The sequence below is a fragment of the Bradyrhizobium sp. BLXBL-01 genome (assembly GCF_051853025.1).
Classification (GTDB): Bacteria; Pseudomonadota; Alphaproteobacteria; order Rhizobiales; family Xanthobacteraceae; genus Bradyrhizobium.
In genome coordinates, this window is record NZ_CP182471.1 from 4,848,482 (window position 1) to 4,863,835 (window position 15,354).

At 65.2% G+C, this 15,354-nt stretch carries 12 protein-coding genes; 5 read left to right on the top strand and 7 right to left on the bottom strand.

The features are described 5' to 3' along the window. Positions 1-5 precede the first annotated feature (5 nt). From ACNJYA_RS22745 to ACNJYA_RS22755, 3 genes are read right to left on the bottom strand one after another with little or no spacing between them, the layout of a single operon-like run. Positions 6-590 carry an amino acid synthesis family protein gene (locus ACNJYA_RS22745; RefSeq protein ID WP_439363365.1) on the bottom strand — a complete coding sequence of 195 codons (585 nt, stop codon included), beginning with the start codon at positions 588-590 and terminating at the stop codon, positions 6-8. 27 nt (positions 591-617) lie between these two features. Continuing rightward, positions 618-1,514: a UPF0280 family protein gene (locus ACNJYA_RS22750; RefSeq protein WP_439363366.1), complete on the bottom strand. Its 897-nt coding sequence runs from the start codon at positions 1,512-1,514 to the stop codon at positions 618-620. Continuing rightward, the gene (locus ACNJYA_RS22755) at positions 1,511-2,968 is read right to left on the bottom strand and encodes a 6-hydroxynicotinate reductase (protein ID WP_439367503.1); all 1,458 of its coding nucleotides are present in this window, start codon (positions 2,966-2,968) and stop codon (positions 1,511-1,513) included. The genes ACNJYA_RS22750 and ACNJYA_RS22755 overlap by 4 nt, the downstream gene beginning before the upstream one ends. A gap of 277 nt (positions 2,969-3,245) precedes the next feature. Here ACNJYA_RS22755 and ACNJYA_RS22760 point away from each other — a divergent pair, with 277 nt between their 5' ends. Both ACNJYA_RS22760 and ACNJYA_RS22765 read left to right on the top strand, forming a co-directional pair. Next, complete coding sequence (locus ACNJYA_RS22760; protein WP_439363367.1) at positions 3,246-3,728, top strand: (2Fe-2S)-binding protein; 483 nt, start codon at positions 3,246-3,248, stop codon at positions 3,726-3,728. Next, the gene (locus ACNJYA_RS22765) at positions 3,728-7,255 is read left to right on the top strand and encodes a molybdopterin cofactor-binding domain-containing protein (RefSeq protein ID WP_439363368.1); all 3,528 of its coding nucleotides are present in this window, start codon (positions 3,728-3,730) and stop codon (positions 7,253-7,255) included. The genes ACNJYA_RS22760 and ACNJYA_RS22765 overlap by 1 nt, the downstream gene beginning before the upstream one ends. Here the strand turns inward: ACNJYA_RS22765 and ACNJYA_RS22770 are convergent. Together ACNJYA_RS22770 and ACNJYA_RS22775 are read right to left on the bottom strand one after the other, a co-directional pair. Continuing rightward, positions 7,252-8,220 carry a catechol 2,3-dioxygenase gene (locus tag ACNJYA_RS22770; RefSeq protein WP_439363369.1) on the bottom strand — a complete coding sequence of 323 codons (969 nt, stop codon included), beginning with the start codon at positions 8,218-8,220 and terminating at the stop codon, positions 7,252-7,254. The genes ACNJYA_RS22765 and ACNJYA_RS22770 overlap by 4 nt on opposite strands. Before the next feature lie 375 nt (positions 8,221-8,595). After that, on the bottom strand, positions 8,596-8,820 hold the full coding sequence (locus ACNJYA_RS22775) for a hypothetical protein (RefSeq protein WP_246708868.1): 225 nt from the start codon (positions 8,818-8,820) through the stop codon (positions 8,596-8,598). Between ACNJYA_RS22775 and ACNJYA_RS22780 the strand changes: the two genes are divergently transcribed. The 3 genes from ACNJYA_RS22780 to ACNJYA_RS22790 all read left to right on the top strand — a co-directional run bounded on the left by ACNJYA_RS22780 (position 8,813) and on the right by ACNJYA_RS22790 (position 11,705). Next, entirely contained in the window at positions 8,813-10,405 is a 1,593-nt protein-coding gene (locus ACNJYA_RS22780; RefSeq protein WP_246708867.1) for an ATP-binding protein, read from the top strand. The genes ACNJYA_RS22775 and ACNJYA_RS22780 overlap by 8 nt on opposite strands. Before the next feature lie 213 nt (positions 10,406-10,618). After that, the gene (locus ACNJYA_RS22785) at positions 10,619-11,200 is read left to right on the top strand and encodes a peroxidase-related enzyme (protein ID WP_439363370.1); all 582 of its coding nucleotides are present in this window, start codon (positions 10,619-10,621) and stop codon (positions 11,198-11,200) included. Positions 11,201-11,210: 10 nt separating this feature from the next. Then, positions 11,211-11,705, top strand: a complete 495-nt coding sequence (locus ACNJYA_RS22790; RefSeq protein ID WP_260383274.1) for an MgtC/SapB family protein — start codon at positions 11,211-11,213, stop codon at positions 11,703-11,705. 252 nt (positions 11,706-11,957) lie between these two features. Here the strand turns inward: ACNJYA_RS22790 and ACNJYA_RS22795 are convergent, their stop codons facing one another. Both ACNJYA_RS22795 and ACNJYA_RS22800 read right to left on the bottom strand, forming a co-directional pair. Then, a complete protein-coding gene (locus tag ACNJYA_RS22795) occupies positions 11,958-13,100 on the bottom strand; it encodes a PepSY-associated TM helix domain-containing protein (RefSeq protein ID WP_439363371.1) in 1,143 nt (380 codons plus the stop codon). An 8-nt stretch (positions 13,101-13,108) separates the two neighbouring features. Continuing rightward, the gene (locus tag ACNJYA_RS22800; protein ID WP_439363372.1) at positions 13,109-15,076 is read right to left on the bottom strand and encodes a TonB-dependent siderophore receptor; all 1,968 of its coding nucleotides are present in this window, start codon (positions 15,074-15,076) and stop codon (positions 13,109-13,111) included. Positions 15,077-15,354: the final 278 nt, after the last annotated feature.

Sequence of the window (15,354 nt, forward strand, 5' to 3'; positions counted from 1 at the left end):
GACTTCTATCTCAGACCGTCTTCGCCTTTGATCTCCGCAACCGTCAGCCCGCCGACCCGCGGCAGCGGACGGCCGCTGTCGGTGACGGCGACCGCGACCATGATCTCGTTGGCACGCGGCGCGTCGTTGATCTGCACTTCCATACCGTCGAAATGACTGCGCACGAAGGAAGCGTCCTTGTGCCCGAGCGGGATGTCCAGCGTCGTGCCCGGACCGCTGCGCTTCTTCGACGAGGGGATCAGCGCCGCGCCCTTGCCCAGAACCTTGCGCACCGGCGCGCCCATCTTGGGGTGGAGGATCGCGGCGGCATGCTCCAGCTCGCCGTTCTCGCCGACCGCCGCGGCCTTGCCGTAGCTGTGCGCCTTGGCGCCATCGATGCCGAGCGCCGCCACCGCGCGTTTTGACAAGAGCTCGCCCAGCTCCTCGCCGATCGCGATCAGCGGCGAAAGATCCTCGACGTATTTTCCGGCAAACGGATTCTCGATGACGGCAATCGCCGCAGCACGCCGGGTCGGCGGCGATACCTGTCGGCCCATCTCCATCTGCGTCTCTTCGACGACAGTGACGATCTTGCGGATGATCGCGCTCATGGCTGCTTCCTCTGGACACTTCCCTGCTCAGGCATGAACCGCGTTCTCCAGCTGACGCGGGCGCGATTCCAGCCGCTCAATATCTTTCGGTCCGATGACAAGCATATCACCACAAAGCTGCAGCACGGCACCCTCGATCAGCCGACGATCGAATAAATGCCGTGCACATTCTGCGCCAGATTCGAGCGCGGCGGCGATCTCATGGTGAGACACCTCGCCGACATCGCGCGTCACGAGGCGCCCGCCCAGATCGCTGTCGGGTTGAAGCTCGTTCGCAGGCTTGCGGATGATGGCGGGATGTCCGGGAAGATCGACGGCATTGGCGATCACGGTCGCGGCCGCATCGGCTTGCGAAGCGGTCGCCGCCAGCACGGTCACGGCATCGGCGATCCCGAGCGAAAAGCTGCGGCCGTGCCGGCCGCTGGTCGCAACGCCCCGCACCGGATCGTCCGCATCGATCCGCATCGTCCGCATCACACCGTCGCGGTCGGGGCGATCCATCAGCCCGACCGAAAATTGCTCGCCCTTGCCGAGATGCAGCGCGATGTCGCCGCCATTGTTGACGTAAGCCCGATCGAGCGTCGCAGCGCGCAGCATCGCAGCCAGAATTTCCTCCGCGACGCTACCGGCAACGGCCGCCATCGGCGTGATGAAGCAATCGGCGGCATAGGGCGCCACCGCGGCATGCATGCGGCGCGCGACGACGCCCTTTAGCGACGTCCGCGTCCCGGCGCCGGACCGCAATTCGGGCAGCTCTGCGCAAAGCTCGTCGAGCAATCCGGTGAACCGCAGCGCCGCAGCCTCATAGGCGGCCCGCACCGCATCCGCACGTCCCCTCGCCTCGACGATCAGATCGATCGGTCCATCCTGCAAATGCAGCCGCCGGCCATCAGACAGCAATGCGATTTGCGGGCGCCTGGTCATGTGCGGGGCCCTGGAATCGGGTTCTGCCAGGGCAACTGGCGGACATCGTCGCCGTTCTGCACCTCGGAGAGCGGCTTCACATAATCCATGTGTCCGCCGAGTGCGGCATAGTCGGACAGCTTCATCGTGAACTCGATCGGCGCGACCAGGGCCGGTGTCGGCACATAGCCGAACGCGCCTGACGGCATCTGCGTCACATCGACCATGTAGGTGATGCCGCCGCCCGGCCAGACATAGACCGGCGCACCGCCGCTGGTGACACGCGTCAGCGCGTCCTTGACCGAGCGCGTCAGCCGCACCGGGTTGTCGGTGACGCCGGCGCGCAGCGAGCCGCCCGCGCCCGCCATGAACAGCACCGTGCACAGCGCGGGCTCGCAGTTTTCCTGGATCCGCTCGACCGAGAACTTCAGGTCGGCCGGCATCTCGGTCTCGACCGGCTTCAGGGCCTTGTCGAGCACGTAATAGGACGAATGCTCGCCGGTGGTGGAGACCATCAGCATGGTCAAACCGGGCTTTGCTTCCTTGGCATCGAACGGGCCCAGGATCGACAAGGGATCGGAGATGTTGGTGCCGCCCCAGCCCGTGCCGGGATCGGCCACCTGGAAATAGCGGCCGGGCGTCGAGCGGCGGCCCTTCATCTTGATGCCGGTGTCGGCGATGTCGAGCAGCTTGCCGGCCTGGTGCTCCGAGAGCACGCCGGTGATGTGGTCGTCGACCACGACGACCTCGTCCACCTTGCCGTGCCATTGCTTGGCGAACATGCCGATCGTCGCCGAGCCGCAGCCGACGCGCATGCGCTCTTCCTTCACGCCGTTGACGATCGGCGGCTGGCCGGCCTGCACCACCACGGTGGCGCCGCCGTCGATGGTCAGCTCCACCGCCTTGCAATTGGCGAGGTCCATCAGCGTGTCGCAGGTGACCCGGCCCTCCTTCTTGGAGCCGCCGGTGAGATGATGCACGCCGCCGAGCGACAGCATCTGCGAGCCGTATTCGCTGGTCGTGACATGGCCGACCGCCTCGCCCTGCGCGCGCACGGTCGCAGTCTCCGGGCCGAGATAGCGGTCGGTGTCGATCTTCACCTTGATGCCGCAATAGGAGAAGATGCCCTCGGTGACGACGGTCACCATGTCGACGCCGTCGACCTCTGCCGAAACGATGAACGGCGCCGGCTTGTAGTCGGGATAGGTCGTGCCTGCGCCGATCGCCGTCACGAAAGTCGAGGGCTCATGGACGATCTTGCCGTCCCAGTCCTCGGTGCGGCTGAACGGGACCAGCTTGCCGCCGTGCGAGACGGTGCGCTCCAGGATGACGTGCGGATCGACGCGGACGAGCTTGCCGTCGTGATTGGCATAGCGGTCGCAGGCCCCCGCCGCGCCGGGCTTGATGTAGCACATCACCGGACAAGCATCGCAGCGGATCTTGTCGATGACGGCGCTCGTCGTTTCTGTCACCATGTCGGAGCCGGCGGACATCGCAGTTATCATTCGTATACGAACGATGTTGCGCGCGGTGCCCCGGGGCTGTCAAGCGGCGGTGCAGCGCAAAAGATGCCGCTGCCGCATAAAACCTCATTTGCCTATCCGCTCTGTCCACAAAGAAGGCAGTCGCGCTGCAGTGCGGCATGCACGGCTTGCACGTTTGTGTACAAACGGTATCGTCGCGGCGTCGAATTTTCGCGATCGCATGATTTTGGGTTTGTCTCTTGGCTTTGTCTTGGGCTTGGGAACGAGGATGACGCAGACACCGATCCGCCTCACCGTGAACGGCAGGATCCACGAGGTCACGGCAGCGCGGGACACGCCGCTGCTCTATGTGCTTCGCAATGACCTCGCGCTGAACGGCCCGAAATACGGCTGCGGCTTGGGGGAATGCGGCACCTGTACTGTCCTGATCGACGGACTGGCGGCACGCTCCTGCGTGATTCCGGTGAGCGGCTGCGCCGGCCGCGACATCGTGACGCTCGAAGGCCTCGGCACACGCGACAAGCCCGACGTCGTGCAGCAGGCCTTCATCGACGAGCAGGCCGCACAATGCGGCTATTGTCTCAACGGCATGATCATGACCACCAAGGCGCTGCTCGCGATCAATCCGCGGCCAACCGAGCAGGAGGCGCTGGCGGCGCTGCGCTACAATCTTTGCCGCTGCGGCACGCATGTCGAGATCCTCCGCGCGGTGATGCGCGCCTCTAGCCAGCTCACCGAGGCCGCAGATTGATGGCCTCCCTTGTTTCGAACCGAGCTGAACGCGCGGGTTCGCTCATCGTCGCCCGCAGCGTGGACGAGGTCACATCCGAGACCTTCGTCCGCATCACTGCGGACGGTTCGGTCACGGCCTATAACGGCCATGTCGATCTCGGCACCGGCATCCGCACTGCGCTGGGCCAGATCGTCGCCGAAGAGCTCGACGTGTCCTTTGCGCGCGTCGTCGTCGTGCTCGGCGACACGGCCGTGGTACCGAACCAGGGCGCGACGATCGCGAGCGAAACCATCCAGATCACGGCCGTGCCGCTGCGCAAGGCCGCGGCGCAGGCCCGGCACTTTCTGATCGCGCGCGCGGCGGAACACCTGGACTTGCCCGAAGCCGAGCTCAAGATCGAGGATGGACTCGTTCGCGGCCACGACAATCGCAGCGTCAGCTATGGCGAGCTGATCGGCGAGGAGGCGATCCGCCTCGAGCTGGCCGATGACGTGCAGGTCAAGCCGGTCGGCGATTACGCCATCGTCGGCCAGTCGGTGCCGCGCGTCGATTTACCTGCCAAAGCCACCGGCGAGCTGACCTTCGTGCACGACATCCGCATATCAGGCATGGTGCACGGACGCGTGGTGCGGCCGCCCTATGCCGGCGTCGATGCCGGGCCGTTCGTCGGCACCAGCCTGATCGCCGTGGACGAATCCTCCGTGCGCGACATTCCTGGCCTTCTGGCCGTGGTGCGGATCGGCGATTTCGTCGGCGTGGTCGCCGGGCGCGAGGAGAATGCAATCCGTGCAGCAGAGCAGCTCAAGCTGAGCTGGAAGCCGATGCCGACGCTGACCGACCTCGCCGATGTCGAGACCGCGCTGCGCGCCAATCCATCGACACCGCGCACGCTGATCGACAAGGGCGACGTCGACAAGGCGATATCAGGCGCGGCCAAGCCGATGCAGCGCACTTACGTCTGGCCGTATCAGATGCACGCCTCGATCGGCCCGTCCTGCGCGGTTGCCGACTTCCAGGACGGCAATATCCGCGTCTGGTCGGGCACGCAGAACCCGCACGTGCTGCGCAGCGATCTGGCGCTGCTGATCGAGCGCCCCGAGAGCGAGATCGAGGTGATCCGGCTGGAGGCCGCCGGCTGCTACGGCCGCAACTGCGCTGACGATGTCACCGCCGATGCGCTGCTGCTGTCGCGCGCCGTCGGCCGTCCTGTCCGCGTGCAGCTGACGCGCGAGCAGGAGCACGCCTGGGAGCCCAAAGGCACCGCACAACTCATCGACGTCAATGGCGGCCTCGATGCTGACGGCGGCATCGCTGCTTACGACCTTGCCACGCGCTATCCCTCGAATGCCGCGCCGACGCTGGCGCTGCTGCTGACCGGCCGCCTTTCGCCCGAACCTGCGGTGCTCCAGATGGGCGACCGCACCGCGATCCCGCCCTACGATTACGAGCACATGCGCGTCGTCGCCCACGACACGCCGCCGATCGTGCGTGCCTCCTGGTTTCGCGGCGTCTCGGCCCTGCCGAACACTTTTGCGCATGAATCCTATATCGACGAGGCCGCAACCGAAGCCGGCGTCGATCCCATCGAATATCGCCTGCGCCATCTGAAGGACCCGCGCGCGGTCGATCTGGTCAATGCGGTCGCCGAGCGCGCGGGCTGGACGTCCCGCCCCGTTCGCGAGGAGAAGGACGGTGAGGTCGTGCATGGCCGCGGCTTTGCCTATGCGCTCTACGTCCACAGCAAGTTTCCGGGCTATGGCGCGGCGTGGTCGGCGTGGGTCGCCGACGTCGCGGTGAACAAGACGACCGGCGACGTCAGCGTGACGCGCGTCGTCGCGGGGCAGGACTCCGGCCTGATGATCAACCCGGACGGCGTGCGCCACCAGATCCAGGGCAACGTCATCCAGTCCACCAGCCGCGCGTTGATGGAAGAGGTGTCGTTCGAGCGCGGCGCGGTGGCCGCGCGTGAATGGGGCGCTTATCCGATCATCCCCTTCCCCGACGTTCCCAAGATCGACGTGCTGATGCTGCCGCGGCAGGATCAGCCGCCGCTCGGCGTCGGCGAGTCCGCCTCGGTGCCGAGCGCAGCCGCGATCGCGAACGCCATCTTCGATGCCACCGGCGTGCGCTTTCGCGAGCCGCCGTTCACGCCTGAGCGAATCCTCAAGGGATTGCACGGCGAAGCACCGGCGACGCCGCAGTCCCTGCCCCCGCCCGCAGCCTCGCCTCCGTCTCGTATCTGGGAAAATCCGTTCGCCAGGCGCGCCGGCATCTTCGCAACGATTGCAGCCGTCTGCACCGCCGCGATCGGCATCGGCGCGGCGCTTCTTCCCGGCCGCGCGATTGCACCCATCGCGCGCCCCGATCCGTCGGTCTATTCAGCTGCAACGATCGCGCGCGGAGAGCAGCTCGCCGCGCTCGGCAATTGCGCCGAGTGCCACACCATCGTCAGCGGCGCACCAAATGCCGGCGGTCGCGCCTTGGAAACACCGTTCGGCACGATCTACGCGACCAACATCACGCCCGACGTCGAGACCGGGATCGGTGCCTGGTCCTACCCCGCATTCGAGCGCGCCATGCGCGATGGCCTGCATCGCGACGGACGCCAGCTCTATCCCGCCTTCCCCTACACGCATTTTGCAAAGACCAGCGATTCCGATCTGCAGGCGCTCTACGCTTACCTGATGGCGCAACCTGCGGTGCGCGCGACGACGCCGGCCAACACGCTGGCCTTCCCGTTCAATCTCCGCCCGCTGCTGGCGGGCTGGAATGCGCTGTTCCACCGAACGCCCGACTTCAAGCCCGACCCCACAAAGTCCGAGGCTTGGAATCGCGGTGCTTATCTGGTCGAGGGCCTCGGCCATTGCAGCGCCTGCCATTCGCCGCGCAACGCGCTCGGCGCCGAGCAACGCAACGCCTATCTCGCCGGCGGCTTCGCCGAGGGCTGGGAAGCGCCGTCGCTGACCTCGCTCTCGCACGCGCCGATCCCGTGGAGCGAGAATGAGCTGTACGCCTATTTGCGCACCGGCCATTCGCGTTACCACGGCGTCGCCGCCGGCCCGATGGCACCGATCGTCCGGGACCTCAAGGCGCTGCCCGACCAGGACATCCGTGCGATGGCGGTCTATCTCAACTCGTTCAATGACACTGCGGTCGACCACCAGGCGCAGGATGCGCTGGCCGCCAAGCTCGAAAATGCAACGCAAGTGACCGTCGCCTCCTCCGCCGGCGCGCGCCTCTATCAGGGCGCCTGCGCCGTCTGCCACGAGGTCGGCGGCCTGCCGCTGTTCGGCACAAGGCCTTCGCTCGCGCTCAACAGCAACCTGCACAGCGCCACGTCGGACAATCTCGTACAGGTCATCCTGCACGGCATCGCGGAGCCCGTCTCGAGCGATCTCGGCTACATGCCCGCGTTCAGGAACAGCATGAGCGACACCCAGATCGAGGAGCTCGTCGGCTTCCTGCGCCGGCAGTTCGCGCCGGACAAGCCGGCCTGGACCGGCGTGCGCGAGACGATCGCAAAGGTGCGCGCCTCCGCCAATTAGGCGTGCTTCGTCACCTCCACCGGCGGCGTGCCGTGGGTGTGGAAGGACTCGATCGTCTTCAATCCCCAGGCCTGGCCCTTCTTGCGCTCCTCCTCGGTCCACACGATCGGCTTCCAGTCGGGCGCCAGGATAAGGCGTGCGCCGGCATTGGCGACTTCGACGCGGTTGCCGCCGGGCTCGTAGACGTAGAGGAAGAAGGTCTGCTGGATCGCGTGCTTGTGCGGCCCAGTCTCGATGTGAATGCCGTTCTCGAGAAAGATGTCGGCGGCGCGCAGAATCTCCTCGCGACTGTCGAGGGCGTAGGTGACGTGGTGGAAGCGGCCCCGCACGCCCGAATGATCGAGCGAATAGGCGAAATCGTAGCTCTTGTTCGACATCGTCAGCCACATCGCGGCCTCACGGCCGTCGTTGAGCACGATCTGCTCGGTGAGACGGCAGCCGAGATAGGTCTCGAAGAACTGGCGGTTGGCCTTGATGTCGACGGCAAGGCAGTTGAGATGGTCGAGGCGGCGGACATTGACGCCGCGGGCGGGAAAGCGCTGTGCCTGGTTCTTCAGCGCAGGCTTGAGTTCGGGCGGCGCCTGATACCATTCGGTCTCGTAATAGAGCTCGACGATGTGGCCATCGGGGTCGCGGCAGCGGAACGTCGGCCCCTGCCCCATGTCGCCGTCGATCCAGCCGATGTCGAAGCCGGACCCCTTCAGCGCTGCGACGCGCCGCTCCAGCGCCTGCTGGCTGCGCGCACGCAGCGCCATGTGGCCCATGCCCGAGGTCTTTGCCGCCGTGAGCTTGAGCGAATAACGCTCGTAATCGTCCCAGCCGCGCAAATAGACCGACTCACCCTTCTGTCCGCTGACCGTCATACCCATGACATCGACGAAGAATTTCAGGCTCTCGTCCGGCTTCGGCGTCAGCAGCTCCATGTGGCCGAGATGGGCGAGATCGAGGATCGGTTCGGGCTGCATGGTTTCCTCCTGGAGCATGGCTGCGATCCGCCTGTCCGGGCGGCGCAATTGGAACGCGCACGGCACAACGCGCGGGCGGGCCCTCGTGCGGGTGTGCCGACAGTGACGGACCTCATTTGTACTAATGTACAAATCATTAGGTCCCGTCAACAAAGCAGCCAGCGTCGCTGCTGCGAACGGCGCCTGTCCGACCAATGTCGGTCCGCCGCCGGACGAAAGGGCCTGCTCGAATGGTAAACTTTTCCTTAAGGACCATCTCGCCCTAAAGGCCCGGAAATGCAGTATTTTCCCGGCGATTCCAGCCATGAGCAGCCATCGGCGACAAGTCTCCGGACCGAATTACCACGGATTTAACGGAGCGGGCGCGCCCGCCGTTTAACCGTTTGTGCAGCGACGGCCGGGCATAGTCCGGGCAAATCCCTTGCTCTTGCCAGGTTCATTCATCGTGACATCCTTTGGACGCGTGATTTCGGTTCGCGGATCGCTCGCCCGGGTCGGGCTTCTGGCGGAAAGCCGGATGCCGATCTCGGAGGTGCGGGCCACCGTCGGACGCTTCGTCAGCATCCGTTGCAGCAGTTCGGTCATCGTTGCGATGATCACGGAGGTCTCCTGCGAGAACCTGTCAGGCTCGGACAATTACATCGCGATCGCCTCGGTCGACCTGCTCGGCGAGATCCTCAATGCCGCGGACAAGGCCAAATTCCAGCGCGGCGTCACCAATTATCCGACCATCGGCGATGCCGTCGACCTGATCACCAGCCAGGAGCTGCGCACGATCTACGCGCCGACCGGCTCGGACCAGATCAATGTCGGCTTCCTCCAGCAGGACCGCTCGGTCATCGCCTATGTCGACGTCGAGGAAATGCTGTCCAAGCATTTTGCCGTGCTCGGATCGACCGGCGTCGGTAAATCGACCGGCGTCTCGCTGCTGCTCAACGAGATCCTGAAGGCGCGGCCGAACCTGCGCATCTTCCTGCTCGACGTGCACAACGAATATGGCCGCTGCTTCGGCGACCGCGCGCTGGTGCTCAACCCGCGGAACCTGAAGCTGCCGTTCTGGCTGTTCAATTTCGAGGAAATCGTCGACGTGCTGTTCGGCGGCCGCGCCGGCGTGCCCGAGGAGCTCGACATCCTGGCCGAGGTGATTCCGCTCGCCAAGGGCGTCTACACCCAGTACCAGAACGCCGACCGCATCGGCCTCAAGCGCATCGATCCCAAGCAGATCGGCTACACCGTCGATACGCCGGTGCCCTATCGCCTGGTCGACCTGCTGTCGCTGATCGACGAGCGCATGGGCAAGCTCGAGAACCGCTCCTCGCGCATCATCTATCACAAGCTGATCTCGCGCATCGAGGCGGTACGCAACGACCCGCGCTACGCCTTCATGTTCGACAACGCCAATGTCGGCGGCGACACCATGGCCGAGGTGATCAGCCATCTGTTCCGCCTGCCCGCCAACGGCAAGCCGATGACCGTGATGCAGCTCGCCGGCTTCCCGGCCGAGGTGATCGATTCGGTCGTGTCCGTGCTCTGCCGCATGGCCTTCGACTTCGGCCTGTGGAGCGACGGCGTCTCGCCGCTGCTGTTCGTCTGCGAGGAGGCTCACCGCTATGCCTCCGCCGACCGCAACATCGGCTTCGGCCCGACCCGCAAGGCGGTGTCGCGCATCGCCAAGGAAGGCCGCAAATACGGCGTCTATCTCGGCCTCATCACCCAGCGCCCCGCCGAGCTCGACGCCACCATCATCTCCCAGTGCAACACGCTGTTCACGATGCGCCTCGCCAACGACCGCGACCAGGCGCTGCTGCGCGCCGCGGTGTCGGATGCCGCCGCGAATCTGCTCTCCTTCGTTCCGTCGCTCGGCACCCGCGAGGTGCTGGCGTTCGGCGAAGGCGTGGCGCTGCCGACCCGCCTGCGCTTCAAGGAAGTGCCGCCGCACCAATTGCCGCGCGGCGAGGCCACCATCTCCAGCGTGCCGTCGGTCACCTCCGGTCACGACATGCATTTCGTCAGCGCCGTGCTCGAACGCTGGCGCGGCGCCACATCGCAGCGCGACGTACCGAACGACCCCGTGTTCTCGGCGCCGCCGGCGAAGACCATGTCCAGCGTCGAAGCGCCGATGCTGCAGCCGTCGATGGGCCTCGACCCGGACCGCTTCTCGCTGCTGAAGAAGCCGCTGCGGTAAGGCAAAGCTCTCTCCACCCCGTCACTGCGAGCGCAGCGAAGCAAGCCAGAGTCTTTCCGCGGAGGGATTTCTGGACGGCTTCGCTGCGCTCGCAATGACGGCGGATGGAGCGTCGCTCATAACTCGCACGTTCGTCGCGGCCAGAACGGCTGGCACGTTGAGCCCGCCTTCCGCATCGACTATGGTTCCCGCCTAAAAGCCGGAACCATGCCCATGACAAAGACAGCCGCGCAACGCTTTCCCGCCCCCGCCCTCGACACGCTGCCCGACGACATCCGCACGCGCCTCCTCGCCGTGCAGGAGAAGAGCGGCTTCGTGCCGAACGTGTTCCTGACGCTGGCCTACCGCCCCGACGAGTTCCGCGCCTTCTTCGCCTATCACGATGCGCTGATGGAGAAGGACGGCGGCCTCACCAAGGCCGAGCGCGAGATGATCGTGGTGGCGACGTCGGCGGCGAACCAGTGCCAATATTGCGTGATCGCCCATGGCGCGATCCTGCGCATCCGCGCCAAGAACCCGCTGATCGCCGACCAGGTCGCGATCAACTACCGCAAGGCCGACATCACGCCGCGGCAGAAGGCGATGCTCGATTTTGCCATGAAGGTCTCGGCTGACGCGCAGCGGATTTCGGAGGACGATTTCGCCGCGCTCGCGCCGCACGGCTTCAGCGACGACGACATCTGGGACATCGCCGCGATCTCCGCCTTCTTCGCGCTGTCGAACCGGCTGGCGAATTTCACGGGCATGCGGCCGAACGAGGAGTTCTATGTGATGGGCCGCCTGCCGAAGACATGATCGAGGCGCCATGACCGAGCTCGATTGGCCCGAAACCCTGCTGCGCCTCGGCACGGCGACGCTCGCCGGCGGCGCGATCGGCCTCAACCGCGACCTGCACGGCAAGCCGATCGGGCTGAAGACGCTCGGCATCGTCGGTCTCTCCACCGCGAGCGTGGTTCTGCTCGCGCTGCAGCTCGCCGAACCTGCCAGGGTCGTCGACGCCGCCAGCCGTGTCATCCAGGGCATCCTCACGGGCATCGGCTTTCTCGGTGCTGGCGTCATCGTGCACCAAAGCACGGGGTTTCGCGTTCGGGGCCTCACCAGCGCCGCCTGCACTTTCCTTGCCGCCTGCCTCGGCATCGTCTGCGGCGCCGGACAGTGGAGGATCGTCATCGTCGCCCTTGCGCTGGCCTTCGTCCTGCTGACGATCGGCCGCCGCCTCGAGCGCCGGCTGCATCGCATGCTTGGCGGCAAGGACGAGGCGCATGAGGTCGAAGGCGCCCCGGAAGAGCAGCACCGATAACCGTCGGTTCGGCGGATTCGCTGTCAGCGCCGGCGGCCTGCGCGGTGCCAGTAGAACGCCGCAAGCCCAACCGGCAGCGAAAGAGCCAACCACGACAGGCCGTCCCAGATCCCATCTCCGACGAGCGCCAGACCCAGCCCCACGGCGCAGACCAAGCCGACCAGGAGCGGCGCCCGGAACACGTCCCACACGCTTCTGTGGTGCCGGGCCAGATTCTGAGCGTCCGCCTTGGACACGGAACGACGCATGGGATCAGACACCGACTGCCGCGGTCCGCTCTGGGCGCAGCGGCTTGCGGACCGACGGCTTTCGCCTTGCCGCCCAGAGATAGATTCCGCTGACGAGAACGATGATCGTCATGATGTCGAGAACCGCCCAAACGATCTTCAACGGAAGCCCGCCGTAATCGCCGAAATGCAGCGGACGCGAGACCTGAAGCGTCTTCAGATACCACGGCACCTCGGGCGCCACGATCGTCTTGCCGTCATTGGCATCGACCAGCATCGGCTGAAGCATGCGCGCCGTGAAGGGCGTCGCTCCCTTGGTCCAGACCACGAGGTGCTGCGGGCTGCCGAAACGCGCCGCGGTCGGCATCGTCACCGAGGTGACGAGGCGATCCGGAAATCTGGTGCGGACAAGCTCGACGGCGGCTTGAACCGAAGGGATCGGAGCCACGGGCTTGCCCAGATGAGGCGCCAGCAAGACGGGGATGAGCTGCGCCCGCCACAGGTCGAACAACGGCGTCGCCAGCGTGTTGATCATGCCGGTGAGACCGACCACCAACGTCCACGTCAACGTGACGATGCCGAGGAGATTATGGGTGTCGAGCCATTTGAGCCGGGGCGACGACCGCCGACGGATCGTCCCGAAATCCAGCCGCCGCATGAACGGCCAATAGACAACGATGCCGGAGATGATCGACACGGCGAACACGAGTCCCATCGCCCCGAGAAACAGCTCGCCGGGGAGCCCTGCGAACATGTCCTTGTGTATCCGCAGCACGATATCCATGACGTCCTGATGCGGGGCTTCTTCGCCGAGCATTTCGGCCGTTCGCGCATCGAACGTCAGGCGATGGAAGTTGCCCGGCGCCGGGACAGCGGTCGGAGAAACGGCCACAGTCACGAGTGGCTCGGTCTGCTTGAGATTGAGCAGCAGGACATACTGACCGGGAAAACGCGCTTGCGCCGCCGCGATCATCCGGTCGAGCGACAGACGCGGCGTTCCTTCCGGCATCGCGGGCGCCGAGATCTCGTCCTCGAGCAGATCGTCGATCTCGTCGTGAAAGACCAACGGAAGTCCCGTCACGCACAGCATCAGCAGGAACAGCATGCACACGAGCGAGGTCCAGGTGTGAATGCGGGACCAGAGCCGGATCGTGCGGGCCTGAACCATGGCGATCCTTACCAGCGATAGCTGACCGTGCCCGTGATGGTGCGCGGGCTGGTGTATTGGCAACCGCCATTCGTGGTGCACGCAACGGTGACGCGATCGGCGATGTTCTTTACGTTCAGCGCGAGGTTGACACCCTTGGGCTGGCGATAATGCAGGCCCGCATCGAACACGACGTAGCCCTCGTTGACGATGGTGTTGGTGGTGTCGGCGAAGGTCGGCCCGTTGTAGCGGACGCCGCCGCCCAACCCCCAGCCGTCCCATGTCCCGCCCTGGACCGTGTAGTCGAGATAGGCCGATGCCATCTGGCGGGCCACCAGCGTCGGCACCTTGCCGAGATCGGCGGCGGTGGTGGTTTGCGTCACCTTCACATCCTGGTTGGTGTAGGTGGCCACGAGGTTCAGTCCGGGCATGATCTGCGCCAGCGTCTCGAACTCGATGCCGCGCGAATTCACCTCGCCGAGCTGGACCGAGAAGCCGAGATGCGATGGATCGCTCGTGAGCGAGTTTTGCCGCGTCAAATCATAGAGCGCCAACGTCATCAGCAGGGTCCGCGACGGCTGGTACTTCACGCCGAGCTCGTGCTGCTGCGCCGTCGTCGGCTTGAACGGATTCCCCGCAAAATCCGTGCCCGGCGTCGGCAGGAACGATTCCGAATAGCTGTAATACGGCGCCACTCCGGAATCGAACACGTACGAGACCGCTCCGCGCTTGGTGAAGGCCGTGTCCTTGGTGTCGGTCGTCTTGTTGGTCGCCAAGGCGTAGGTGTTCTGTTCGGAGACATCGTAGCGGCCGCCCAATGTAAAGATCCAGTTCTGGATCTTCATCTGGTCCTGCACATAGACGCCGACCTGATCGATTGTCTGGTTCGCCGAGGGGGTGACGAGCGCAGTCGGAGCCGCGATGGCTTGGTCGTAGACCGGATTGATCTTGCTGAGCGGCGGCGCATTTCCGGAATAGGTCCGGTCCGTCATGTTGAACGTCAGATAGTCGACGCCGGAGACCACCGTGTGCTGAAGCGGCCCCGTGCCGAACTTGCTGATCAGGTGGTTGTCGGTCGACAGGGTATCGACTTGCTCCTGGATGCGCATCGCGCGACGCGGAAAGACCGTGGCCGTATCGAGCGGGGTTCCGATGAACGTCAGATAGCGATAATCGAGCTCGGTGTGGCCGTAGCGAGCCTTCGATTCGAAGATCAGATCGTTGTTGAAGCGGTGCTCGAACTGATAGCCGATGCGCTCCTGCTCCTGGTCGAACCTATTGTAGCTGGGGTCACCGAGGAACAGCGGCAGTGCGGTGATGCCGGTGACCTTACCGCCGCTCAGATGCGCCATCGACAGCGGAAAGGCGTTGCCGGTCACATCGTGCGTGTAGTCGGCGAGGATGGTCAGCGTGGTATCGTTGGTCGGCTTCCAGGTCACGGCGGGCGCGATATAGGTCCGGTTGTCCTTCACGAAATTCGAGAAATTGGCGATCTGCGCATCGGAATCCCGGAACACACCGGTCAACCGATAGAGCAGCGTCCCATCGTTGGTCGCGGGCCCGCCGAAATCGAAGGCCCCCTGAAACCGATCGTAATTGCCGAACTGACCGACGATCTCGCCGAAGGCCTTGTCGGGCGGGCGCTTGCTGATGACGTCGACAAGACCGCCCGGCGCCCCCTGCCCGTACATGACGGAGCTCGGACCCTTGATGACGTCGATGCGCTCGAAGCCGTAGGGCTCGTTGCGGAACAGCGACAAGAAGGCGGGATCGCCGACCTCGCGAAGCCCGTCGCGATAGGCGCCGTAGCCGTTGTTGTCGAAGCCGCGGATGTAAACGTTGTCGAAGCGCGGATCCTTGCCGCCGGGCTGGATGGCGAGACCTGCGACATACTGCAATCCTTCGACCAGTGTCGTGACCGAGCGCGCATCGAGCTGGTCGCGGCTGACGACGGAAACGGATTGCGGTGTCTCCAGGATCGGTACGTCGGACTTCATCGCAGCCGAGCTGACGACGGGTACAAACCCCCTCACCGGATCGGTACCGCGTTCCGCTGCAGCGGCAGCCGGCTGGGAAGCTGCTTGGACTGCCTGTCCTGCCGCACGCGATCGCGTCTGGCGGGCGCTCGCAGATCGCGAGTTGCGCGGTGTGGTGACCTGGCGCTTGCTCGGGCGGCTTTGCTCGACCACGACGGGAGGAAGAACCGATGCTCCGCTCGCGCTCTGAGCCTGCGCGTTTTGGCCGAAGGCGATGGCGGAAGGAAGCGCGACAAGAC

What these genes read in the sequence shown, in the direction of transcription:
- ACNJYA_RS22795 (WP_439363371.1), bottom strand. Translation starts at nt 13,100, where the DNA reads ATGGTTCAGGCCCGCACGATCCGGCTCTGGTCCCGCATTCACACCTGG.
- ACNJYA_RS22785 (WP_439363370.1), top strand. Translation starts at nt 10,619, where the DNA reads ATGACAAAGACAGCCGCGCAACGCTTTCCCGCCCCCGCCCTCGACACG.
- ACNJYA_RS22780 (WP_246708867.1), top strand. Translation starts at nt 8,813, where the DNA reads ATGATCACGGAGGTCTCCTGCGAGAACCTGTCAGGCTCGGACAATTAC.
- ACNJYA_RS22790 (WP_260383274.1), top strand. Translation starts at nt 11,211, where the DNA reads ATGACCGAGCTCGATTGGCCCGAAACCCTGCTGCGCCTCGGCACGGCG.
- ACNJYA_RS22770 (WP_439363369.1), bottom strand. Translation starts at nt 8,220, where the DNA reads ATGCAGCCCGAACCGATCCTCGATCTCGCCCATCTCGGCCACATGGAG.
- ACNJYA_RS22750 (WP_439363366.1), bottom strand. Translation starts at nt 1,514, where the DNA reads ATGACCAGGCGCCCGCAAATCGCATTGCTGTCTGATGGCCGGCGGCTG.
- ACNJYA_RS22755 (WP_439367503.1), bottom strand. Translation starts at nt 2,968, where the DNA reads ATGGTGACAGAAACGACGAGCGCCGTCATCGACAAGATCCGCTGCGAT.
- ACNJYA_RS22800 (WP_439363372.1), bottom strand. Translation starts at nt 15,076, where the DNA reads ATGAAGTCCGACGTACCGATCCTGGAGACACCGCAATCCGTTTCCGTC.
- ACNJYA_RS22745 (WP_439363365.1), bottom strand. Translation starts at nt 590, where the DNA reads ATGAGCGCGATCATCCGCAAGATCGTCACTGTCGTCGAAGAGACGCAG.
- ACNJYA_RS22765 (WP_439363368.1), top strand. Translation starts at nt 3,728, where the DNA reads ATGGCCTCCCTTGTTTCGAACCGAGCTGAACGCGCGGGTTCGCTCATC.
- ACNJYA_RS22760 (WP_439363367.1), top strand. Translation starts at nt 3,246, where the DNA reads ATGACGCAGACACCGATCCGCCTCACCGTGAACGGCAGGATCCACGAG.